Origin of the sequence: Novosphingobium profundi (assembly GCF_020524485.1) — a bacterium.
In the GTDB taxonomy this organism is placed as follows: domain Bacteria; phylum Pseudomonadota; class Alphaproteobacteria; order Sphingomonadales; family Sphingomonadaceae; genus Novosphingobium; species Novosphingobium profundi_A.
This window is the reverse complement of record NZ_JAIVLF010000006.1, coordinates 87,735-108,892: the sequence shown is the minus strand read 5'-3', so window position 1 is coordinate 108,892 and position 21,158 is coordinate 87,735. Positions and strand designations below refer to the sequence as shown.

The 21,158-nt window shown below is 68.3% G+C and carries 19 protein-coding genes; 9 read left to right on the top strand and 10 right to left on the bottom strand.

Annotation, left to right across the window (positions count from 1 at the left end):
• The first annotated feature begins 4 nt into the window (after window positions 1–4).
• The 3 genes from LC060_RS16940 (at window position 5) to LC060_RS16930 (ending at window position 3,736) form a co-directional block, all read left to right on the top strand.
• Window positions 5–859 (top strand): tetratricopeptide repeat protein, encoded by an 855-nt coding sequence (locus LC060_RS16940; RefSeq protein ID WP_226637695.1) that lies wholly within the window; start codon window positions 5–7, stop codon window positions 857–859.
• Window positions 860–882: 23 nt separating this feature from the next.
• The gene (locus LC060_RS16935) at window positions 883–2,262 is read left to right on the top strand and encodes a PQQ-binding-like beta-propeller repeat protein (protein WP_226637693.1); all 1,380 of its coding nucleotides are present in this window, start codon (window positions 883–885) and stop codon (window positions 2,260–2,262) included.
• Between the two features lie 106 nt (window positions 2,263–2,368).
• Entirely contained in the window at window positions 2,369–3,736 is a 1,368-nt protein-coding gene (locus tag LC060_RS16930) for a methyltransferase family protein (RefSeq protein WP_226637690.1), read from the top strand.
• Between the two features lie 15 nt (window positions 3,737–3,751).
• On the opposite strand, the gene LC060_RS16925 is transcribed toward LC060_RS16930, so the two are convergent.
• The 3 genes from LC060_RS16925 to LC060_RS16915 form a co-directional block, all read right to left on the bottom strand.
• Window positions 3,752–5,125: a glutamate--cysteine ligase gene (locus LC060_RS16925; RefSeq protein WP_226637688.1), complete on the bottom strand. Its 1,374-nt coding sequence runs from the start codon at window positions 5,123–5,125 to the stop codon at window positions 3,752–3,754.
• Window positions 5,126–5,201: 76 nt separating this feature from the next.
• Window positions 5,202–5,954, bottom strand: a complete 753-nt coding sequence (locus LC060_RS16920; RefSeq protein WP_226637686.1) for a 16S rRNA (uracil(1498)-N(3))-methyltransferase — start codon at window positions 5,952–5,954, stop codon at window positions 5,202–5,204.
• 230 nt (window positions 5,955–6,184) lie between these two features.
• Window positions 6,185–7,594, bottom strand: a complete 1,410-nt coding sequence (locus LC060_RS16915; protein ID WP_226637684.1) for a M20/M25/M40 family metallo-hydrolase — start codon at window positions 7,592–7,594, stop codon at window positions 6,185–6,187.
• Window positions 7,595–7,708: 114 nt separating this feature from the next.
• Here LC060_RS16915 and ubiA point away from each other — a divergent pair, with 114 nt between their 5' ends.
• Together ubiA and LC060_RS16905 are read left to right on the top strand one after the other, a co-directional pair.
• Window positions 7,709–8,659, top strand: a complete 951-nt coding sequence (gene ubiA / locus LC060_RS16910) for a 4-hydroxybenzoate octaprenyltransferase (RefSeq protein WP_264191958.1) — start codon at window positions 7,709–7,711, stop codon at window positions 8,657–8,659.
• A gap of 21 nt (window positions 8,660–8,680) precedes the next feature.
• The gene (locus LC060_RS16905; RefSeq protein WP_226637680.1) at window positions 8,681–9,355 is read left to right on the top strand and encodes an SOS response-associated peptidase; all 675 of its coding nucleotides are present in this window, start codon (window positions 8,681–8,683) and stop codon (window positions 9,353–9,355) included.
• Between the two features lie 8 nt (window positions 9,356–9,363).
• Here LC060_RS16905 and LC060_RS16900 read toward each other — a convergent pair whose 3' ends face one another.
• On the bottom strand, window positions 9,364–9,735 hold the full coding sequence (locus tag LC060_RS16900; protein WP_226637678.1) for a VOC family protein: 372 nt from the start codon (window positions 9,733–9,735) through the stop codon (window positions 9,364–9,366).
• Between the two features lie 285 nt (window positions 9,736–10,020).
• Here LC060_RS16900 and soxR point away from each other — a divergent pair, with 285 nt between their 5' ends.
• Window positions 10,021–10,461 carry a redox-sensitive transcriptional activator SoxR gene (gene soxR / locus LC060_RS16895; RefSeq protein ID WP_226637676.1) on the top strand — a complete coding sequence of 147 codons (441 nt, stop codon included), beginning with the start codon at window positions 10,021–10,023 and terminating at the stop codon, window positions 10,459–10,461.
• Between the two features lie 168 nt (window positions 10,462–10,629).
• On the opposite strand, the gene LC060_RS16890 is transcribed toward soxR, so the two are convergent.
• The 5 genes from LC060_RS16890 to LC060_RS16870 form a co-directional block, all read right to left on the bottom strand.
• Window positions 10,630–11,154 carry a DUF3598 domain-containing protein gene (locus LC060_RS16890; RefSeq protein ID WP_226637674.1) on the bottom strand — a complete coding sequence of 175 codons (525 nt, stop codon included), beginning with the start codon at window positions 11,152–11,154 and terminating at the stop codon, window positions 10,630–10,632.
• Between the two features lie 309 nt (window positions 11,155–11,463).
• Window positions 11,464–14,886, bottom strand: a complete 3,423-nt coding sequence (locus tag LC060_RS16885) for an AAA family ATPase (RefSeq protein ID WP_226637673.1) — start codon at window positions 14,884–14,886, stop codon at window positions 11,464–11,466.
• Window positions 14,887–14,931: 45 nt separating this feature from the next.
• Window positions 14,932–15,693, bottom strand: a complete 762-nt coding sequence (locus tag LC060_RS16880; RefSeq protein ID WP_226637671.1) for a DsbA family protein — start codon at window positions 15,691–15,693, stop codon at window positions 14,932–14,934.
• A gap of 127 nt (window positions 15,694–15,820) precedes the next feature.
• Window positions 15,821–16,606 carry a DsbA family protein gene (locus LC060_RS16875; protein ID WP_226637669.1) on the bottom strand — a complete coding sequence of 262 codons (786 nt, stop codon included), beginning with the start codon at window positions 16,604–16,606 and terminating at the stop codon, window positions 15,821–15,823.
• The gene (locus LC060_RS16870; protein WP_239026257.1) at window positions 16,603–17,145 is read right to left on the bottom strand and encodes a DUF721 domain-containing protein; all 543 of its coding nucleotides are present in this window, start codon (window positions 17,143–17,145) and stop codon (window positions 16,603–16,605) included. Before LC060_RS16870 ends, LC060_RS16875 begins: the two co-directional genes overlap by 4 nt.
• Before the next feature lie 80 nt (window positions 17,146–17,225).
• Between LC060_RS16870 and LC060_RS16865 the strand changes: the two genes are divergently transcribed.
• From LC060_RS16865 to nudC, 3 genes are read left to right on the top strand one after another with little or no spacing between them, the layout of a single operon-like run.
• Complete coding sequence (locus LC060_RS16865) at window positions 17,226–18,293, top strand: A/G-specific adenine glycosylase (protein ID WP_226637667.1); 1,068 nt, start codon at window positions 17,226–17,228, stop codon at window positions 18,291–18,293.
• Window positions 18,294–18,343: 50 nt separating this feature from the next.
• Entirely contained in the window at window positions 18,344–19,600 is a 1,257-nt protein-coding gene (locus LC060_RS16860; protein ID WP_226638231.1) for a serine hydrolase domain-containing protein, read from the top strand.
• Between the two features lies 1 nt (window position 19,601).
• Complete coding sequence (nudC, locus tag LC060_RS16855) at window positions 19,602–20,543, top strand: NAD(+) diphosphatase (RefSeq protein ID WP_226637665.1); 942 nt, start codon at window positions 19,602–19,604, stop codon at window positions 20,541–20,543.
• Between the two features lie 182 nt (window positions 20,544–20,725).
• Here the strand turns inward: nudC and LC060_RS16850 are convergent, their stop codons facing one another.
• Window positions 20,726–21,130, bottom strand: a complete 405-nt coding sequence (locus LC060_RS16850; RefSeq protein WP_226637664.1) for a DUF1489 family protein — start codon at window positions 21,128–21,130, stop codon at window positions 20,726–20,728.
• Window positions 21,131–21,158 lie beyond the last annotated feature (28 nt).

The following is a 21,158-nucleotide window of genomic DNA, read 5'->3' as shown; positions in this document are numbered from 1 at the left end:
GATCTTGGCCCTGCCACCTGACACGAATTCCGCCTCCACCGGCTCCGACAAGAACGACAAGGCCGCCGCCCGCAAGGCCGCGCAGCAGGACGTCTTCGTCCGCGAGGTCGACGATGCCCTGCGCCAGGACCAGATGGAAAGCTTCCTGAAGGGCAAGGGTCTGGCGCTCGCCGTGCTGATCGTGCTCGTCCTCGCAGGCTTTGGTGGCTGGCTCTACTGGAACCACCACCAGAAGACCCTGCGCGAAGAGCACGCCGAGGCCTATATCCAGGCGCTCGACAGCGTCCAGGCGGGCAATCTCGATGATGCCAAGGCCAAGCTCCAGGCGCTGAGCGGCGAGGATGCCAAGGGCAACGCCGTGCCCGCCAAGCTCATGCTCGCCGCGATCGCGCAGGAGCAGGACGACGTCGCCGGTGCCGCCAAGATCTACGAAGGCGTCGCCGCCGATGAGGCCGCCCCCAAGCCGCTGCGCGACCTCGCCACTGTGCGCCTTGTCGCGGCGCGCTTTGACGAGATGAAGCCGCAGGACGTGGTGGACCGGCTCAAGCCGCTCGCCGCGCCGGGCAACGCCTGGTTCGGTGTCGCGGCCGAGATGGTCGGCATGGCCTACCTCAAGATGGACAAGCCCGACCAGGCCGGTCCCCTCTTCGCCGAGATCGCCAAGGACGAGAACGCCAGCGAAGGCCAGCGCAGCCGCGCGCGCCAGCTGGCCGCCGTGCTGGGCGTCGATGCCGTGCCCGACGTGGTCGATGCGCGCGGCGAGGCGATCGAGGACGCTGAAACCGCGTCCGAACCCGATGCAGCGCCCAAGGGCGCCAAGGCGCAGGCCGCCGACAGCGGCGATACGGCCGCCGAATGAAATCTACCTGTAAGGATAAAGGCATGACCGCAGTCGACCTGACCCATCGGGCCCCGCGCCGCGCCGTGTGGCGCCGCCGCGCCGCTCCGCTTCTGGCGCTCGCGCTGGTGACGGGCCTTTCGGGCTGCAAGCTCTTCGGCGGTGGCGGGGACGGTGGTCCCAAGACCCCGACCGTGGGTGAGCGTATCCCCATCCTCTCGCGCATCGAGAGCGGCGCCGAAGTCGATCCCTCGATGGCCGGCGTCTCGGTGATCCTGCCGCCCGAACAGGTCAACGCGACCTGGGCGCAGGGCGGTGGCAGCGCCAGCAAGTCCTACGGCCACCTCGCGCTATCCTCCAGCCCGTCCGAGGTCTGGAGCGCCAGCATTGCAGGCTCCACGCAGCGCGCGCGCCTCGCCGCCTCGCCGGTGGTGGGCGACGGGCGTCTCTATGTCGTCGACACGCGCGGTGTCGTCCACGCGTTCAACGTGGAGACCGGCAGCGAGGTCTGGACCAAGAGCTTCAAGGTCTCCGGCGAAGACGAGAAGTCGATCTTCGGCGGCGGTGTCAGCTTCGATAGCGGCAAGGTCTTCGTCACCACGGGTGTGGGTGAAGTGGCCGCGCTTGACGCGCGCACCGGCGAGCAGACCTGGTCGGTCAAGCCCGCAGGCCCCTTGCGCGGCGCGCCCACGGTCGCTTTCAACGCGATCTACGTGATGACGCAGGACAACCAGATCTTCGCGCTCAACGCGGCCGACGGCAAGGTGCTGTGGAGCGAATCGGGCTCGATCACCCAGTCGGGCGTCTTCGGCGTGGCCTCGCCCGCCGCGGCGCGTGGCACGGTCATCGCGGGCTATTCCTCGGGCGAGCTTGTGGCCTACCGTTACGAGAACGGTCGCCAGCTCTGGTCGGACGCGCTTGCCCGCACCTCGATCTCGACCGAGGTGGGCAGCCTTACCGACGTCGATGCCGATCCCATCATCGACCAGGGCCGCGTCTTCGCGCTGGGTCAGGGCGGGCGCATGGCGGCGTACGAACTGCTCACCGGCCAGCGCGTGTGGGAGCTGAACCTGGCGGGTATCTCCACCCCGGCGGTCGCGGGTGACTGGGTCTTCACGCTTGACGACAAGGCCGAGATCCTCGCGATCTCCCGCGCCAACGGCAAGGTGCGCTGGCTGACCCAGCTGACGCGCTACGGCAATCCCAAGAAGCGCAAGAACCCGGTGTTCTGGGTCGGCCCGGTGCTGGCGGGCAACGCGCTGTGGACGGGCAACTCGGACGGCGAGGTCTACCGCATCGACCCGGCAAGCGGCGAGGAAACCCTCTTCACCAAGGTCAAGGACGCGGTCTCGCTCGCCCCTGTGGTGGCGAATTCGACGCTCTTCGTGCTCGACGATTCGGGCCGCATCACCGCGTTCCGTTAAGAACGATGGGGCGCGTGTTCGGCTCCGGACATGCGCCCATCCCCTTTCTTTGCGCCGTTTCCCTCCGTTTCGGTCGCTTTAACCAATTGCGGGTAGCTCTCCTGGCATGACGAGCCAGAGGGACACGGGGGATAGCGAGACAGGCGCACAGCGTCCGGCCAGTGACGTGTCGGCGGGTGTCGGCCTTGTCGGGCTGGCCGCGCTCCTGTGCTGGCTGCTGATCTGCCGCAACTGGGCGGGTTTGGCGCAGGCTTTCCACATTCCCGGCCCCCGTGCCCCGATGAGCGGCCCTTACGCCTCGCTCGCCGCGCTCTTCGTGACGGGCACGGCGATGAGCCTCTATTCGCTCCTAGTCGACAAGGTTCACCGAAGCCCCTCCACCGGTATTGACTGGGCCCGCCCGCGCCCTTGGCGCGCGGTCCGGGAGATCTCGATCACCAAGATCGCGGGGCTCTGGGCGACCTGGATCGGGATCGGCCTCTTCTACTGCATCGCGCGCTGGTACTGGGACGGGCAGTATCTCTTTGCCATGCAGGTGATCGGCGCGGCGGCGCCGGTTCTGTTCCTCCTTTCGATCCCCTATGTCCTGTGGCTCGACCGGTTCATGGTCGAACCGCGCGATGCCTCCTGGCACTTCGGCGCGCTCCTTCTGGGCCGCGAGGCGTGGGAGGCGGAACAGGTGAAGAAGCACTGGCGGGCCTGGGCGATCAAGGGCTTCTTCGGGGCCTTCATGATCTCGATCCTGCCCGGCGGCTTTGCCCAGATCGTCGAGGCGGACCTGTCGCGGATCGGCTCCGACCCGGTCGAGACGGGCTCGCTCCTGATCGGCCTTCTCTTCCTCATCGACGTTCAGATCGGCACGGTCGGCTACATCTTCACCTTCCGCCCGCTCGACGCGCATATCCGCAGCGGGAACCCGTTCCTCGCGGGCTGGGTGGCCGCGCTTCTGTGCTATCCGCCGTTCGTGTGGGGCACGATCGGGCGTTCGGACGTGCTGGGCTATGAAGTCCACACGGGCGGGTGGGCCTACTGGTTGGCGGGCTACACGCCGCTTCTGTGGCTCTGGGCAGGGCTGATGGTGGTGCTGACCGCGATCTACGCCTGGGCAACCTTCGCCTTTGGCCTGCGCTTTTCCAACCTGACCTATCGCGGCGTCCTGACGAACGGGCCCTACCGCTTCACGCGCCACCCGGCCTATCTGTCGAAGAACGCCTTCTGGTGGCTTTCGACGCTGCCCTTCCTCGTCACCAACGGGTCGCTCACCGACATGGTGCGCAACACGGTCCTGCTCGCCATCGTCAGTTCGATCTACTTCTGGCGCGCGAAGACCGAGGAAGCGCATCTCCTGCGCGAGGATGCCAAGTACCGGGAATACCACGCGTGGATGGCGCGCAATGCCTTCATCACGCGCACTATCAGCGCGCTATGGGCCCGCTTTGCGCCCAAGCCGGTGCCTGCTCAGGCCGCCGAGTAGGGCGGCCTGGCCGGATCAGAAGCTCTTGACCTTGTAGACAGGGGCGATCTCGCCCTGCCACTCGCCATTGTAGAGGTCGAGCAGGCGCTGGGCGGGAACCCGGCCGCTGGCGACGATCTCTGCCAGTGGTTCCAGGTAGCCGGTCTCGTTGTCGCCGCTGGCGTTGAGGCGGCCGCGCGCGGCAAGCCCCTGCCGCGCGATGTCGAGCACTTCGCCCGCGATGTCGCGCAAGGTGCCGCCGGTCGGGATCGGCGCGTCGAGGCCGAGCTTGGGCACCGAGGTGCGCAGTGTCTCGCGCCCTTCCATGTCCCAGTCCTTGACCAGGTCCCAGGCCGCGTCGAGCGCGCCCTGGTCATAGAGAAGGCCGACCCACAGCGCAGGCAGCGCGCAGATGCGGTTCCACGGGCCGCCATCGGCGCCGCGCATTTCCAGGAAGGACTTGAGGCGCACTTCGGGGAAGGCGGTGGAGAGGTGGTCGTTCCAGTCCGAGATGCGCGGCTTCTCGCCGGGCAGGACCGAAAGTTCGCCCTTCAGGAAATCCCGGAAGGACAGGCCAGCGGCGTCGATGTACTTGCCGTCGCGGAAGACGAAGTACATCGGCACATCGAGCATGTACTCGACATAGCGTTCGTAGCCGAAGCCCTCTTCGAAGACGAAAGGCAGCATGCCCGTGCGTGCCGGGTCGGTGTCCGACCAGATGTGGCTGCGGTAGGAGAGCATGCCGTTGGGCTTGCCCTCGGTGAAGGGCGAATTGGCAAAGAGCGCGGTCGCCAGCGGCTGCAGCGCCAGCGAGGTGCGGAACTTCTGCACCATGTCCGCCTCGCTTGAATAGTCGAGGTTGACCTGGATGGTGCAGGTACGCAGCATCATGTCGAGGCCGAGCGAGCCGACGCGCGGCATGTGCCGGGTCATGATGTCGTAGCGGCCCTTGGGCATCAGCGGCAGGTCCGCGCGGGCCTTGTCGGGCCACATGCCAAGGCCGAGGAAGCCCTTGCCGAGCCGCTCGCCAATGGCCTTGACCTGGTTGAGGTGGCGCCCGGTCTCGGCGCAGGTCTGGTGCAGGTTTTCCAGCGGGGCGCCCGAGAGTTCGAGCTGTCCGGCCGGCTCCAGGCTGACGGTGCCGTCCGCACCCTTCATCGCGATGACCTTGCCGCCCTCCAGGATCGGCTCCCAGCCGAATTCCTCAAGCGCGAGGAGCAGGTCGCGGATGCCGCCTTCCTCGTCGTAGGAGGGGGCGTGGTGGTCGCTCGTGTCGTAGACGAACTTCTCGTGCTCGGTCCCGATCCGCCACGCCTCGCGCGGCTTCTCGCCCGCGGCCATCGGCGCGGCAAGCTGGTCCAGGGTCTCGATTACCGGATCGTCACGATCCGAAGCCTCGCGGGTACTCATGGGCCCGGAGGTAGAGATGCGAAGGCCTTAGCGCCAGCCCCATTTTTGTTTCCAGGCATACAATATGGCTAGGTATTCACACGGTGGACCAGTCGCCCCGCGTTGCCATCCACACCGCGCAGGCCGCGATCGTGGCGGTTTCGCCGCGCAGGATGCGCGGGCCCAGCGTGATTGCGCGGGCGGCGGGATGGGCGCGGATCGCGGCGCGCTCGGCGTCGTCAAAGCCGCCTTCCGGGCCGACGAGGAGCGCCGCCGGGCCATCGTGCGCGGCAAATTGCGCAGCGGCCGGTTCCCCGCCCTGTTCGTCGGCAAAGAACAGCGCGCGGTCCTCCGGCCAGTCGGCCAGCAACGCGTCGAGCTTCACCGGCCCTGCCAGTTCGGGCAGCGCGGTGCGCGCGCACTGCTCGGCCGCTTCGGACACGATGGTCTGCGCGCGCTCGGAATTGAGCTTGTCGGCGACGCAGCGCCGGGTCAGCACCGGCTGGATCCGCGCGACGCCCAGTTCGGTCGCCTTTTCCATCACGAGATCGAAGTTGGGCTTCTTCAGAAGCGCGGCGCAGAGCCAGAAATCGGGCACCGCCTCGCGGTCGCGCAGCTTGTCACGCAGGGCCAGGGTTACATGGCGCTTGCCCGCGTCGAGCACCTCGGCCGCCCATTCGCCGGTCACATCGTCGCACAGGATCACCGCATCGCCTGGGCCCACACGCATGACCCGCGCGAGGTAGTTCGCCGGGTTGCCGTCAAGGCGCAGCTCCTGCCCCTCGGCAAGCGGTCCGGGAACGAACAGACGGGGGGCCGAACGCGGCGGCCAGGCGGGAGTGGCAGGCATGGGCGGATCTCGTTGCAGCGAATCTGCGCGCTTTAGAGGGGGCGGGCGGGGGAGATCAAAGAGAAAGATCGAGGGAAGATTGAATAAAAACAGGTCCGAGGGCCATCGCCCTCGGGCTCCCAAAATCGGCGACCTCACCGTTCTCGGCCAAGGCGGCGCGACAAAGGTGAGCCAGACAGTTCCGGGAGCCCGAGGGCGATGGCCCTCGGAAATTCCCTTCTCTTACCTGCTTACTTCAATAGCGTGCGCAGCAGCGTCTCCCACTGCTTCACCGCGGGATCGAGTGTGGCGAGCGGCAGGCGTTCGTTGAGGCCGTGGGCGAATTCGTCCTTGGGGTCCATGAACACCGCCGAGACGCCGAAGGCGGGGATGCCCTTGGAGCGAAAGTGCATCGAATCGGTCGCGCCTGCGCTCATGCCCGGCACGATGGAGAGGCCAGGTGCGCGTTCGTGGACGGCCACTTCGACCGCCTCCATGACGTCTGCGCGCAACGGGCTCTCGATCGATTCGAGCGTGCCGTTGTCCTGGAAGGCGATGGTGATGGCGGGATCGGCAATGACCTGGGCCAGCGTCTCCTGCACCTTGGCGCGCGAGGTACCCGGGAAGATGCGGCAATTGACGTTGGCGCTGACCGACTGGGGGAGCGCGTTGGGGGCGTGGCCGCCCTCGATCATCGTGGGCACGCAGGTCGTGCGGATGAGGCCGATATATTCGGGCCGCGCGGACAGCGTGGCGGCGGCCTTCGCGTCGGTCGGATCGGCGATGAGCGCGCGCATGGCGGGGGCCACCTCGGCGGGGGCGGCCTCCACGCTGCCCTCGAAGTAGGCCTTGGTCAGCGGGCTGACGGTGACCGGGAACTTGTAGGCCCAGATCTTCTCCATGGCCGCGCTCATGGCGGCGATGGCGTTGGTCGCGCCCGGGCGGCTGGAGTGGCCGCCGGGGTCGGTGAGGGTCAGCTTGTAGTCGGCGTAGGTCTTCTCGCCTGCCTGCACCTCGTAGACGAAGGGCTCGCCCGCCTCGTCGAGCGTTCCGCCGCCCGAATCGGCGTTGAGGACGAGATCGACCTTGCCCGCCTCGTGGACGATGGCGCTGGCCATGGCGGCGGTGGTCGCCATCTGGGTTTCCTCGTCGCCCGAGAAACCGAGCACGATGTCATGTGCGGGCACCCAGCCCTCGCGGCGCAGCTTCATCATGGTCGCGGTCACGATGGAGAGTCCGGCCTTGTTGTCGAGCGAGCCGCGCCCGAACAGGTAGCCGTCCTCGATCACCGGGGTGAAGGGATCGCGCTCCCAGTCTTCGGGCTTGGCCTCGACGACGTCCATGTGCGCGATGATCGCGGTGACCGGCGCCTTGCGGTCGCGGCCCGGGTAGCGGGCAAGGAGGTAGCCGGTCTCGCCCTGGGGCACGAAGGTCACTTCGTCCTCGGCGAATCCGGCGTCGAGCAGGCGCGCCTTGAGCTTGGCGGCGAGCACGGGGACCTGTCCGCGGCCCTGGACGGTGGGAATGGCGACGGCTTCCTGAAGAACGGTGAGAGCCTCGCGGCCCGCGGGCGTCTCGGGCGCCTGGGCCATCGCGGGCGGCGTGGCGAGTGCCAGCACGCTTCCCATCGCGGTGCAAAAGGCGAGTGTGTTCAAGCGCATCGTTTTCGTGTCCCCCGTTCGTGATCGCGTTGTGAGCGAGCCTGTGTTGTTGCGCGTTCGCGCACCCGGCGCAACGCCAAAGCGGCCAGGCTGTGTGCATGGGACACGCAGGACATGACAGGGGCGTCCCGATCCGGTATTTCCCGGGGGGTGAGTGATCCTACCTTCGTCCCCGACAGCCAGCAACGTGGCCTCGTCGCGGCTCTGCCGCCGCAGCTTCGCGATTACGCGATGCTGGCCCGATTCGACCGTCCTATCGGCTGGTGGCTGCTGTTCTGGCCTTGCGCGTGGAGCGTGATGCTGGCGGGCGGCGAGCAGCGCCTGGGGCTTATCGCCTGGCTGCTGGTGGGCTCGATTGCCATGCGCGGCGCAGGCTGCGTGCTCAACGACATCGTAGATGCCGACCTTGACCGCAAGGTGGCGCGCACCGCGCAGCGCCCGGTGGCGAGCGGGCGGGTGAGCAAGAAGGCGGCCTGGGGCTGGCTCTTGCTGCTGTGTGCGGTGGGCCTTGTGGTTCTCTTCCAGTTGCGCCTCGAAGCGCAGTTGGTGGCGCTGGGTAGCGTGGCGCTCGTGGCGGCCTATCCGTTCATGAAGCGCATCACCTGGTGGCCGCAGGCCTGGCTCGGCATGGTCTTTACCTGGGGCGCGCTGGTCGGCTGGATCGAGATTCGGCAGGACCAGCTGGGCGCGCTGGCCGCGCTCTATGCGGGCTCCATCGTGTGGTGCATCGGCTATGACACGATCTACGCCATCCAGGACCGCGAGGACGACGCACTGGTGGGCATCCGCTCGTCCGCACGGCGGCTGGGCCAGCACGTGCGCCTGGGCGTCGGCGGCTTCTACGCGCTGGCCGTGGCGTTCTGGGGGCTGGCCTTCTGGACGGTGCGCCCGGACTGGGTCGGTCTGATGGCGCTGGTGCCCGTCGCGATGCACCTGGGCTTCCAGGTCGTGACGCTGGACACCCAGGACGGCGACAACGCGCTGGCGCGGTTCCGCTCGAACCGGGACCTGGGTTTCGTGATGGTGCTGGCCTGCTGGGTGGTGGGCAACGCCGGCGTCGTCTGAAGACGCGCCCCAACGGCCATCATGTGCAATCTCTACCGCATGACCAAGGGCACCGCCGAGGTTGCCGCCCTGTTCGAGGTTCTGCCCCAGGAGGGCGCCAACTTCGCCGAGGAAGTCTATCCCGGCTACTCCGGCCTCGTTGTTGCCGAGGGCCACGCGCAGACGATGACCTGGGGCTTTCCGCTGGTGCTGAAGGGCCGGCAGGGCCAGCCCCTCAAGCCCAAGCCCGTCACCAACGCGCGCGACGACAAGCTGCACACCCGTTTCTGGAAGGACAGCTTCGTCCACCGCCGCTGCCTGGTGCCCATCACACGCTGGGCCGAGCCCGAGGGCAAGGCGGGGCAGATGACGCGCACCTGGTACGGGATCGAAGGGGTGGACACTTTCGCGGTTGCAGGCCTGTGGCGTGAGAGCCCGGAATGGGGCCGGGTCTACACCCTGGTCATGGCGCCCGCCTGCGAGCAGATGGTCGATGTCCATGATCGCATGCCCGTCCTCCTCCCCCGGCGCGACTGGTCCCGCTGGATCGAGGCCGCGCCGGAAGAGGCCTTTGGTCTGTGCGTTACCTCCCCGGCGCCGCTGACGGTGGAGCGAACACGGCGGCTATGGACCGGCGCAGGCGATCTGCCAGCGTCGGGTGAACAGGGCGGGGAGCTTGGCGGGGACACGGACGAGACCATGCCCCGGCTTCTCTGAGCACGGGCTCATTCATAGCTGACCACCTCGAATTCGATGTGGTCCCAGTCGAAGAAGTAGAAGCGCCGCCCCGGCTCGTAGTCACCATGGTTGAACGGGGTGAGCCCGGCCGCGATCACCACCGCCTCGGCCGCGTCGAGATCGTCCACCACCAGTCCGATGTGGTTGAGCGGCTGGCCCTTGGCGAACCCTGCGTGCGCCTTGCGGTCGGTGTAGAGAGCGATGTAGCTGAATTCCTCGCCGAAATGGATCGTCTCACCCCCATTGATGGCGGGCCCGCGCCAGCGCTCGTGCCAGCCGAGCAGGCTCTGCAGAAGACGGGACGAGCGATCGATGTCGCTGACGGTGATGTTGGCGTGCTCCAGACGGCCCCGGGCCATGGTGTTTCTCCTTTTTGTGTCACCGGCGAATCAACCGGCTTGGAGAAAGTGAAAGTTCAAGTTAAGTTGAGATCAAGCGCAAAATGTGCGGCCTGTGTGAAAACGGCCTTAGCGGCTTAGGAAGAAGGACTTTTCAAGGGGCCATCGCCCCTTGAACCCCGGAATCGGCAAGCTCACCTTTGTCGACCCAGGCGGCGCGACAAAGGTGAGCTCGACCGTTTGGGGAGCCCGAGGGCGATGGCCCTCGGATCTATCCCTTTCTCTTCTCAATTCCCGGAGACCGCGATGCCCAGCTTCATCACCATCGGCGAACTGGCCCGGCGCACGGGCGTGAAGACCTCTGCGATCCGTTTCTACGAGGAGAAGGGCCTGCTCCAGGCGCTGCGCACGAGTGGCAATCAGCGGCGCTTCCTGCGCTCGGACATCCGGCGGGTGAGCTTCATCCTCATCGCGCAGAAGCTGGGCCTGCCGCTTGCCGAGATCGAGCGCGAACTGGCGCGCCTGCCGCAGGGGCGGACCCCGAGCGCACAGGATTGGGCGCGCATCAGCCGTTCGATGCGCCGCGCGATCGAGGACCAGATCGCCATGCTCGAGCGCACCCGCGACCGGCTTGACGGGTGCATTGGCTGCGGGTGCCTCAGCCTTGCCAAGTGCCAGCTCTACAACGCCGAGGATGTGAAGGGGCGGGAAGGCCCGGGGCCCCGGCTGGTTCTGGCAAGCGACTGATACCCCATGAAAAAGGGGCCGCGCTTCGGCGCAGCCCCTTGCTGTATCTGGCGAAGGCAAGGCCTCACGCCAAGGCACGATGAGCTTGTCTCATCGGGGCTTGGTTAAGCCCGTGCGGCGCTTGAGCAATTCCAAGGCGTGATGCGTCAGCATCTTAGCGCCTTGGCCTCAGACGTCGGGCGCGTCCTCGTTGGTGAAGTTCTGCCAGTCGGGGGTGATGAACTTCTCGTCGATCAGCGTGCGCTGGTAGCAGATGCCGTCGCGGAACCACTGCCAGGTGCGCGAGCGGTGGGTGCGCGCGTCGTTGTTCTGGATCATCTCGTAAAGGTAGATGCCCGGCTCGTTCTTGCGGGTCCAGTTGAGGCAGGTCGAGCGGTTGTAGTCGTCGGGCTGCATCTCGGCGGCCCAGCCCTTGATGAGGTCGTTGTCCCACCAGATGCGGCCATCCTTGTAGACGGCGGGGAAGTCGCGGACTTCCTTGCGGCCATCGTCCCAGAAATAATAGTTGGTCTGGTGGTAGTGGTCGACGCCGTCCTTGTGGATCAGGCGGCAGATCAGGCGCGAGCGGTGCTGGTCGACGAGTTCGCCGGTCTTGGCATCGTAATAGCGGTACCAGCCTTCCCAGACACCTTCGTTCGAGGCGAGGATCGGCATGGCTTCGCGCACGCCGGGCTGGTTGATCAGGTCGGTCACGGGTACTCTCCTTCCGGGGGATCTTGCGCGCCACTTGCGTGGCGACGTGGGCCTATTCTTGGAGGATCGCGGCGCCGGGGGAGATGCCTTTGCGGGGCTATCCGGGGTGCGATCAATTGGTATGCTATTAAGCCAATTGATCGGTGGGGCAAGTGTTTTGGATGAAAGATAAACGAACATTTCCGAGGGCCATCGCCCTCGGGCTCCCCAAACTGTTCACCTTACCTGTGTCGCGCTACGTGGGCTGAAGGGCGTGAGGTCGCCCATTTCCGGGGTCCAAGGGGCGATGGCCCCTTGAATCCTCTTTTTCTACTCCGCCGCGAGCAGCTCTTCCGCGCCGCCCAGGTCCACGCTGACAAGCCGCGAGACGCCCTTTTCGACCATCGTGACACCGAACAGGCGGTGCATCCGGCTCATCGTCACCGCGTTGTGGGTGACGATGAGGTAGCGGGTCTGCGTCTCACGCGTCATGGCGTCGAGCAGGTCGCAGAAGCGTTCGACATTGGCATCGTCGAGCGGGGCGTCGACCTCGTCGAGCACGCAGATCGGCGCGGGGTTGGTGAGGAAGAGCGCAAAGACGAGGGCCACTGCGGTCAGCGCCTGTTCGCCGCCCGAAAGCAGAGTGAGCGACTGGAGGCGCTTGCCCGGCGGCTGGGCGTAGATCTCGAGGCCCGCTTCGAGCGGATCGTCCGAATCGATGAAGGCGAGGTGCGCATTGCCGCCCATGAATAGCTGGGTGAAGAGGCGCTGGAAGTGCGCGTCGACCGCTTCGAACGCGGCGCGCAGGCGTTCGCGGCCTTCGCGGTTGAGATTGCCGATCGAGCCGCGCAGGCGCGCGACCGCCTCGGCCAGTTCGTCCTTCTCGCTGACCGAGGTTCCCAGCTGCGCTTCGGCGGCGGCGAGTTCGTCGGCGGCGACGAGGTTGACCGGGCCGATCCGCTCGCGCTCGGCGGAGAGTTTTTCCAGCTGCGCATTCTCAGCCTCGGCGGAGCCCACGTCGGCGGCGGTGAAGGCGTAGCGCTCGGCCAGGATCGGGGGCGGGCACTGGAAGCGCTCGCCCGACAGGCGCGCAAGTTCGACACGGCGCGCGTCCTCGTTCTCGGCGCGCGCGTTGGCCCCGGCGCGCGCCTCGCGTGCGCTGGCGAGTTCCTCCTGCGCGGCGGCGAGCGCGGTGTCGGCCGCTTTCGCAGCCTCCTGCGCGGTCTCCACGGCTTCTTCGGCACGGGCGAGGTCGTCCGCGAGTCGGGTGCGGACCGCTTCGGCCTCGGCGATCTGGTCGTGGAGCGCGTCCGGTTTGGCGGCGACGATGCGCCGTTCGGTCTCGATCTCGTCGAGCCGCCCGGCCATCTGGGCGAGGCGTGAGGCGGCATCGCCTGCCCGGGTCTGCCAGTTGCGGATGTCGCTGGCGTGCGCGGCGTGCCGCTCGCGCGCGACGGCGAGCGCCTGGTCGTGCGCGGCCAGCTGGGCGGTCGCGGCCTGGTGCGCCTCGCGTGCCTCGGCGTTGCGGGTGCGTGCGGCCTCGAGCGCGGCGCGGCCCGCCTCGGGATCGGGGAGGCCCGCGCGCTTCGCTTCGGCCTGGGCAAGCTCGGTTTCGGCGACCTCGCGGCGCTGGGCGAGGTCCTCCAGACCCGTATCGAGTTCGGTGGCCCGGGCGGCGTGGCGTTCGCGCGCGGCCTCGGCCTGATCGACGCGGCGCAGCGCGGCGCGTTCGGCGTTGGTGGCCTCGGCTGCCGTGCGTTCGGCGGCCACGATTTCGCTTTGGAGGGCGGACAGCGCGGCCTGCGCGCCCGTCTGCTGCGTTTCGGCGGACGTGACGGCCGCGCGCAAGGGGGGGAGGCGCTCCTCCAGTTCGGCGAGCCGGTTTTCCGCTTCCAGTCGCGCGGCTTCGGCCCCGCCTTCGCCGCGCGCGACAAAGCCGTCCCAACGCCTGAGCACGCCGCCGAGCGTCACAAGCCATTCGCCCGGCGCGAGCGCGCGGCCATCGTCCTTGGGCGCAACATGGACGAGCGCGAGCCGGGCGGCCAGTTCGTCCGGGCATTCGGGAACGTGGGCGGCGAGGCTGTCCGCCACGGCGGGAGGGGCCACAGCCCCGCTCCAGAAACGGCCTTCGGCTCCGTCCACGAGCCCGAGGGGCACCTTGGCGTCGCGTCCCAGCACGGCGGCGAGCGCGCGTTCGTAGCCGGGCTCGGCGCGCAGGGCGTCGAGCGCGCGGGGGAGGCCATGGGCGGCCTTGGCGCCCTTGGCACGGGCCTCACGGTCACGCACGAGGGCGGCGTGCTCGCGCTCCACCCCGGTAAGGTCGGCGCGGGCGCCCGCCAGCGCGGAGGCGGCGGCGTCACGCTCGGCCTGCAGCGCGCTCTTGCGCTGCCCCAGCGCCTCCAGCGCGGTGCGTGCCTCGGCCAGCATGGCGCTGGCCGCTTCGGCCTCGGTGTGGGCGGCGGCGAGGGCCGTGTCGGGATCGTCCTCCTGGGCGAGGGCGGCGCGCTGCTGCTCCAGCTTTGCAGCCTCGGCGGCAAGCCGGTCGAGGCGGCCCTGCGCCTGCTCCAGTTCGGCGGCGGCGATGCGCCATTCGGCGTCGACCCCGGCCTGCGCGGCGGTGGCCTGGGCAAGGTCGAGTTCGGCGCTGCGCGCGGCGCGCTCCACGCCTTCCAGTGCGTTGGCAAGGCGCGGGCGCAGGGCCTCGTCCTCGGCCAGCTTTGCAGCGCCCTCGGACAGGTCCGTCTCCAGCTTCGCCAGCGCTTCGGCGGCTTCGCGCGTGACGCGGTCGGCGTGGTCGCGGTCCTCCTCCAGCCGGGCTTTCTGGCGGTCGAGGTCGGCGCGGCGCTCTTCGGCCGCGTCCAACTGGTTGGTGAGGGTGGCAAGACGGTGGGCCTGGGCCTGGACGTCGTCGCGCCGGTCGGTCTGCTCGTCGCGCGCAGTGACGAGGCCTTGCGCGGCGGTGCCTTGCGCCTTCTGCGCCTCGAACGCGGCGCGCTGGGCAGACCCGACACGGGTGTCGGCGGCATCGGCCTCCCTCTTTGCGGCCTCGGCGGCGGCGGCGGCATCGCGCCAGCGCGCATAGAGGAGGCGCGCCTCGGCGTGGCGGATTTGCTCGGAGAGCTGTTTGTAGCGCTCGGCCGCTTTGGCCTGGCGGCGCAGCCCGGCAACCTGCTTGTCGAGACCGGCCATGATGTCTTCGAGCCGGGCGAGGTTGGTCTCGGTCGCGCGCAGCTTCTGCTCGGCGTCCTTGCGGCGCACGTGGAGGCCCGAGATCCCCGCGGCATCCTCCAGCATGGCGCGGCGCTCGGCGGGCTTGGCGGCGACCACCGCAGCGATGCGGCCCTGGCTGACAAGCGCGGGGCTGTGCGCGCCGGTAGCGGCATCGGCGAAGATGAGCGCGACGTCCTTGGCGCGCACGTCGCGCCCATTGACGCGGTAGGCCGAGCCTGCGCCGCGCTCGATCCGGCGCACGACTTCCAGCTCTTCGTTGTCCTCGCTGCGGGCCTGGAGGACGACTTCGGCAAAGGCGCGCGCGGGACGGCCCGAAGTGCCCGCGAAGATCACGTCCTCCATGCCCCCGCCGCGCATCGACTTGGGCGAGCTTTCGCCCATGACCCAGCGCAGCGCTTCGAGGAGATTGGACTTGCCACAGCCGTTGGGGCCCACGACGCCTGTCAGGCCGGGCTCGATGTGCAGTTCGGAAGGTTCGACGAAGCTCTTGAAGCCGGTGAGCTTGAGACGCCGGAAATGCATGGCGGCCCTACGCCCGCTCGGGGCAGGGAAGGACCGCCCGTAGCATCAGCGCGCGCCAGCCTGCTGCAGCTTGGCTTCGAGCGGCTCCCACTCCATCGAACCGACGTTGGCGCCGTTGATGAAGAAGGTGGGGGTGCCGGTGACGTTCTTTTCCTTGCCGGCCGTGTCGGTCTGATCGGCGAGCGCCTGCGCGGTCTCGGTATTGGCGAGGCACTGCGCGCCCTGCTCCTTGGAGATCCCGCGCGAGGCGAAGAACTCGGTCATGCCCGCAGCCTGTGCAAACGCGGCGAACTGCTTGTCGCGCGGCATTGCGCCGATCTGCTGGAGATTTTCCTGCCCGAACGCGTCGAGGTTCTCGAACATCTTGGGCTGCCAGGCCCAGAACTGCTCGGCCAGCGGGATCACCGCCTCGTCCGAGCCGCAGGTGGCGAGCATCGTGGCCGCGAAGTCATAGGGGTTGAGCATGAAGAAGCGGATCTCGTAGCTGACGCGCCCGCTCTTGATGTAATCATCGCGCAGGTCCGCGAAGCTCTCCTTGGCGAACTGGGCGCAGTGCGAGCATGACAGCGCGCCGTATTCGACGAGCTTGATCGGCGCCTCGGGGTTGCCCATGCGGTAGCCGCCGTCCTCGGTCTTGGTGATGACGCTGGCCCATTCGGTGCCCTCGGGCGGCGCGACGGTGGCGAGCGCCTCGCTGGCGACCGGCGCTTCGCTCTCGGCGGCCTTGTCGCCGCAGGCCGCGAGGCCAAGAGCGAGCGGGGCCACGAAGAGGCCGAGGGCGATCTTGCGCAGGGCAGGGGAAGTCATGTGTCGCGAATCCTTGGTTGATGAAGCAGTCTGGCAGAAACCGGGGGCAAGGTTGAGGGGCGCGCAGGCCCCCCTCGCCATCTATACACAGTTGGGGGGGCACAGTTGGAGGCGGTAAGGGGCGGTGTCAGATCTGCCCGGCGGTGTTGGCGGCAAGCGCCTTGGTGATCGCGGCGGACATGTCCTTCCACTGCGTCGCCTGGAGCGGGCCGCCCATCGGGCTCTGGAGGACCTTCCCGTCCTTCGTGGCGTAGAGGACCTTGCCGTTGATGACGATCCCGGGCGTTCCGGTCAGCTTCAACTGCGAGGCGGCGTTGTACTGCGCCATGACCTTGTCGAGCTGGGCCTTGTCGGCGAGGCACTGGTCGGCCTGGCTGCGGGTCACGCCGAAGTGGGCGACCTTCACGTAGAAATCGAGGTCGCTGGCGATCGCGCGCAGGCGCTGGGGCAGTTCGCCTTCGGCCCAACGCTTGCGCTGCGCTTCGCTGGCCGATGCCGCCTTGGGCAGCCAGGTGTCCTGCGAAGCGAGGAAAGCGTTGTGGCGCACGAAGAAGGTCTTGGGATCGCCGCAGGAAGTAAGGAGCGCAATGGTGATGTCGACCGGGTTGCGCACCAGGTTCGAGACGGTGAGCGCGACTTTGCCCTGCGGGATGACCGTGGTGCGCAGGACCGGATCGGATTCGCGGTGGAGCGCGGCGCAGTGCGAGCAGGTGTAGCTGATGTACTCGGTCACCTTCACCGGCGCGGCGGGGTTGCCCAGCGTGTAGCTTCCGTTGCCCGTCACCGTGACCTGCCCATTGCGGTTGGTCTTGCCTTCGGCCGCGCTGGCAAGCGTCGGCGTGGCGAGGCTGCCCGTCGCCAGAGTAGCCGCGCCCAGCGCGAGGAGGGAGAGAGTCTTGGTGGCAGGTGTCATGTCTCGTCGTTCCGTTCGGCTTTGGCGCCCATGCTGCGGGCCAGCGATTCCAGCACCGCGCGCAGCTCCGGATCACCGATGTCGCGCAGCGATTCGCCCAGTTCGTAAGGTACGGGTTTGAGAGAAGGCGGCGCGGCCCGGCTCTGCGTGGCAGGCGGCGGCTTAACCTCGCCTTGCCGGATCTTGACCTTGGCGACCGCCTTGTAGCCGAAGAAGCGGTTCACCCGGTCCATGATCTCGGGGATCACGTGCTGGATCAGCGTGGCGTGGGCGGGCTTGACCACCAGTTGCAGGATGCCGTCGCACTTCTCGCCGGGAGGGAAGCGGATCGCCTCGGGCGTACACACGCGGGCGTGGCGCGCGCCCACGATCTCGGGCCAGCGCGTCACCACGCTCGACTGCACGAAGCCGAAGCGGCGAAAGGCGGTGCGCCCGACATTGGGCATGAGGTCGCTGATCGCGCGGGCCTGTCCGCCGCGCGCGCGTTCGAAAGCCTTGGGCGCGGCCTTGCCCTTGGTCTTGCTCGGCTTCTTGTCCACGTTGCTGTCCAGAGTCTTGCTTTGCCTTTTGCGCGATTTGGGCCGTTCCCTTGCGCGCCCTCCAATGCCATAGGGGGCGCATGGACGCCAGCCGCGAAACCACCGCCGAGCGACTTCTCGACTGGTACGATGCACATGCGCGCACTCTGCCCTGGCGCGCGCCACCGGGAACCCCCGCGCCCGATCCCTACCGCGTCTGGCTGTCCGAGGTCATGCTCCAGCAGACCACGGTGGCCGCGGTGAAGGAGTACTTCGCCAAGTTTACCCGCCTGTGGCCGAGTGTGAGCGACCTTGCCGCCGCGCGCGACGAGGAGGTCATGGCCGCCTGGGCGGGGCTGGGCTATTACGCGAGGGCCCGCAACCTGCTGGCCTGCGCGCGCGAGGTGGCCGCGCGCGGCGGGGCTTTCCCCGAGACCGAAGTCGAGCTGCGCACGCTGCCGGGCCTTGGCCCCTATACTGCTGCTGCGGTCGCCGCGATTGCCTTTGGCGCGCGCGCGGTCGTGGTCGATGCCAATGTCGAGCGTGTCGTCTCGCGCCTCTTTGCGATTGAAACGGCGCTGCCCGCCAGCCGTCCCGAGATTCGCGAACGCACCGACGACATCACGCCGCAAGCCCGCGCGGGCGACTTTGCCCAGGCGATGATGGACCTGGGCTCGGGCATCTGCACGGTGCGCGAGCCCAAATGCCTGCTCTGCCCGCTCTCGGAAATGTGCGCGGCACGCGCCTCGGGCGACCCGGCGCGCCTGCCGGTGAAGGCCCCCAAGAAGGCGAAGCCCACCCGCACGGGCCGCGCCTTCTGGATCGAGGCGCGGATCGCAGGCGAGGACCACGTCTGGCTGGTGCGCCGCGCGGGCAAGGGAATGCTGGGCGGCATGCGCGCGCTTCCCGACGATGGCTGGGCCGCGCGGCAGGACGGTCACGGCGAGGATCTGGCCGAGGGGCCTTGGGAGCCGGCGGGCCGGGTCTCGCATGTCTTCAGCCACTTCGCGCTGGACCTGCGCCTCGCCATCCACGCCGGGGCGAGCCCGCCTGAGGACCTGGGCGAGGGCGAGTGGTGGCCGCTTGAAAAGCTGGACGAGGCCGGGCTCCCCACGCTCTTTGCCAAGGCCGCGCGGCTGGCGCTCGCGCACACGGGAGAGGACGCGTGAGGCGCGAGGTCGAGGGTTTGCAGCATGCGCTCGACCGGCGCCGTCTTCTCATGCTGGGCGCGGCCGCCGGGCTGGGCGCGCCACTGCTCCCCCGGCTGGCGCTTGCCGCGCAGGATCGCGACCTGATGCCGCGCGTACGCGCGGTCCTCGCGCGCTGGACCGGGCCGGGGCGCTTTCCGGGGATGATCGCGACGCTGGGGCTTCCAGGGCAGGCGCCCGAATATGCCCTCTCGGGCATGCAGAGCTTCACCGAAGATAGCGCGATGCGGCCCGACAGCCTCTTTCGCATCTATTCGATGACGAAGCCCGTCACCGGCATGGCCGCGATGCAGCTGATCGCCGATGGCCTGCTCGGCCTTGACCAGCCCCTGCACGAAATCCTGCCGGAATACGCGGACATGCGGGTGCAGGACCGCTACGACGGGTCGCTCGATGCGTTGCACGCCGCGCCCCGCGCGATCACCATCCGCCACCTCCTCACCCACACCGCCGGGATCGGCTACACCATCGTCCAGAAGGGGCCGATCAAGGACCTGATGGAGCAAAAAGGCCTGATCCCGGGGCAGGTCAGCCGTCTGAAGGTGCCGGGTATCTTCAACGGCGAGACGGTGGGCAGCCTCGACCTCTTCGCCTCGCGGCTGGCGCAGGTGCCGCTGGTGGCCGATCCGGGCACGAAATGGATCTACTCGATGGGGCTGGACCTGATGGGCCGGGTGATCGAGGTGGTCTCGGGCCTTTCCTTCGACCGGTACCTGCGCGAGGTGATCTTCGCGCCCGCGGGCATGGAGAGCACCGCCTTCCAAGTCCCGCGCGAGGAGGCGGGGCGTCTGACCACCAATTACGGGGCGCTCGGGCAAGGGCTCGTGCCCATCGATACGGGCGCGGATTCGATCTATCTCGATCCCCCGCCGTTTCCTTTCGGCGGGGCGGGGTTGGTCAGCACACCGGCCGACTATGACCGATTCCTGCGCCTGCTCGCCCAGTTCGGTGAGCTGGACGGGCGGCGCATCCTCTCCGAACTCGCCGTGCGCACGGGCACCCGCAACCTCCTGCCTGAAGGCGTCACTGGCCCCGTCACGCAAGGGCGGCCGTCCGGCTTCGGCGCGGGTGGGCGCGTGGGGATGGGGCCGGAGAGCGGTATGTTCGGCTGGTCGGGCGCGGCCGGAACGGTGGCCATGGTCGACATGGCCAAGGGGCTGCGCTCGCAGATCTTCGTCCAGTTCATGCCGCCCGAGGCCAGCCGCCTGCTTCCCGAATTCCAGTCGGCGCTCAAAGCCGACGTGACCGCGCTCCTGGAGAGAACCTGACATGCCCGCCCGCCCCGCCACCGTCCCGATCGCGCCGATTTCCTACGCCGGATCGCCGCTCGACCGAGCCGATCACATCCGCACCAACCCCGAGGCGCTGGCGCAGCTGCGTGGTCCCGGCGCGCGGGTGCTGCTGCTCGACGGGCTCGACCCGCTGCTGACCTCGCACGACACGCTGCGCTGGGGCGGTCTTGATGCCGTGTCGCCCGAGGCCGAACTGGTGTTCCTGGGCCTCGACGGCGAAGGCGCGGGCCGCCGCGCCTGTTTTGCGCCTGTCCCTGTCGTCCAGCCGGGCGAGACCCCGCATGCAGGGCCCGCCAGCTGGAGCGCAATGGCGGTGCTTTCGCATGAGGAACTGGCGATCTACGGCGGCGCCCGCGCGCTTGTCGGCTGGCACGCGCGGCACCGCTTCTGCGCGCAGTGCGGCAGCGAAACCGTGCTCGACAAGGGCGGTTGGCAGCGCACCTGTACCTCTTCGGCCTGCGGCGTGCCTCATTTTCCGCGCGTCGATCCGGTCACGATCATGTCGGTCGAGCATGAGGACCGGCTGCTGCTGGGCCGCCAGCCGCGCTTTCCCGAAGGGCGCTACTCCGCGCTTGCCGGGTTCGTGGAACCGGGCGAGACGGTGGAAGAGGCGGTCGCGCGCGAGGTTTTCGAGGAAGCGGGCGTGCGCGTCCATGACGTGACCTACATCGCCAGCCAGCCCTGGCCATTTCCCTCCTCGCTGATGATCGCCTGCCACGCGGTGGCCGAGGACGATGCCATCACCATGGACGAGACCGAACTCGACGACGTGCGCTGGTTCACCCGCGCCGAAGTCGAGGAAGCCGTCGCCGCCAAGACCGAGCGGGGCGAGGCGGGCCTCGCCTTCGATGCGCCTTCGCAGAGCGCCGTGGCCTATGTCCTGCTCAAGTGGTGGCTGGATCGCGGGCCGGTGGAATGATCGGGAAAGATGTGAAGCTTTAGGAAAGACAATAGAAGCAAGTCTTTTTTCAAGGGGCCATCGCCCCTTGACCCCAGAACTGGCGACCTCACCATTCTTAGCCAGGGCGGCGCGGGAAAGGTGAGGTCGCCAGTTTGGGGAGCCCGAGGGCAATGGCCCTCGGAATCATCCTTCTGACGTCTTTAGACCAGCCCCAGCTTCATCAGTTCGCGCGCCAGCTTGGGGGGCATGATGTCGCCGCTGTCCTCGCCATCGGTGAGGTCGCGCGGGGCGTCCTCGTCCTTGAGGTAGCGCCAGCCCTGGTGGGCGCGCTTGGGCTTGGTGACGACCGGGATCAGCCGGGGTTCGAGGCGGATGTCCCAGCGCCCGTCGCTCTCGCGCTGTTCGAAGCCCAGGATCGGGGAGCGTCCGATGAGCGCGTGCTCGAAGATCCAGTAGAGCGATCCGCCCACCATCTCCTCCTGCCGCTTGGGCACGTAGCGGGTGGTGAGGCGCGCCTCGCCGAAGGGCGCGTGGCTTTCCAGCCAGGCGCGCAGATCGGCGGGGCTCTGGGCGGCAAAGGCAATCTTCGTCATGTGCAGCGGCATGACAGGCTAGATAGGGAGGATGGGCGCG

Coding starts and splice junctions, on each gene's coding strand:
- LC060_RS16905 (WP_226637680.1), top strand. CDS start 8,681: ATGTGCAATCTCTACCGCATGACCAAGGGCACCGCCGAGGTTGCCGCC.
- LC060_RS16850 (WP_226637664.1), bottom strand. CDS start 21,130: ATGCCGCTGCACATGACGAAGATTGCCTTTGCCGCCCAGAGCCCCGCC.
- LC060_RS16885 (WP_226637673.1), bottom strand. CDS start 14,886: ATGCATTTCCGGCGTCTCAAGCTCACCGGCTTCAAGAGCTTCGTCGAA.
- LC060_RS16920 (WP_226637686.1), bottom strand. CDS start 5,954: ATGCCTGCCACTCCCGCCTGGCCGCCGCGTTCGGCCCCCCGTCTGTTC.
- LC060_RS16935 (WP_226637693.1), top strand. CDS start 883: ATGACCGCAGTCGACCTGACCCATCGGGCCCCGCGCCGCGCCGTGTGG.
- ubiA (WP_264191958.1), top strand. CDS start 7,709: ATGACAGGGGCGTCCCGATCCGGTATTTCCCGGGGGGTGAGTGATCCT.
- LC060_RS16915 (WP_226637684.1), bottom strand. CDS start 7,594: ATGCGCTTGAACACACTCGCCTTTTGCACCGCGATGGGAAGCGTGCTG.
- LC060_RS16900 (WP_226637678.1), bottom strand. CDS start 9,735: ATGGCCCGGGGCCGTCTGGAGCACGCCAACATCACCGTCAGCGACATC.
- soxR (WP_226637676.1), top strand. CDS start 10,021: ATGCCCAGCTTCATCACCATCGGCGAACTGGCCCGGCGCACGGGCGTG.
- LC060_RS16860 (WP_226638231.1), top strand. CDS start 18,344: ATGCTGGGCGCGGCCGCCGGGCTGGGCGCGCCACTGCTCCCCCGGCTG.
- LC060_RS16930 (WP_226637690.1), top strand. CDS start 2,369: ATGACGAGCCAGAGGGACACGGGGGATAGCGAGACAGGCGCACAGCGT.
- LC060_RS16875 (WP_226637669.1), bottom strand. CDS start 16,606: ATGACACCTGCCACCAAGACTCTCTCCCTCCTCGCGCTGGGCGCGGCT.
- LC060_RS16865 (WP_226637667.1), top strand. CDS start 17,226: ATGGACGCCAGCCGCGAAACCACCGCCGAGCGACTTCTCGACTGGTAC.
- LC060_RS16880 (WP_226637671.1), bottom strand. CDS start 15,693: ATGACTTCCCCTGCCCTGCGCAAGATCGCCCTCGGCCTCTTCGTGGCC.
- LC060_RS16925 (WP_226637688.1), bottom strand. CDS start 5,125: ATGAGTACCCGCGAGGCTTCGGATCGTGACGATCCGGTAATCGAGACC.
- nudC (WP_226637665.1), top strand. CDS start 19,602: ATGCCCGCCCGCCCCGCCACCGTCCCGATCGCGCCGATTTCCTACGCC.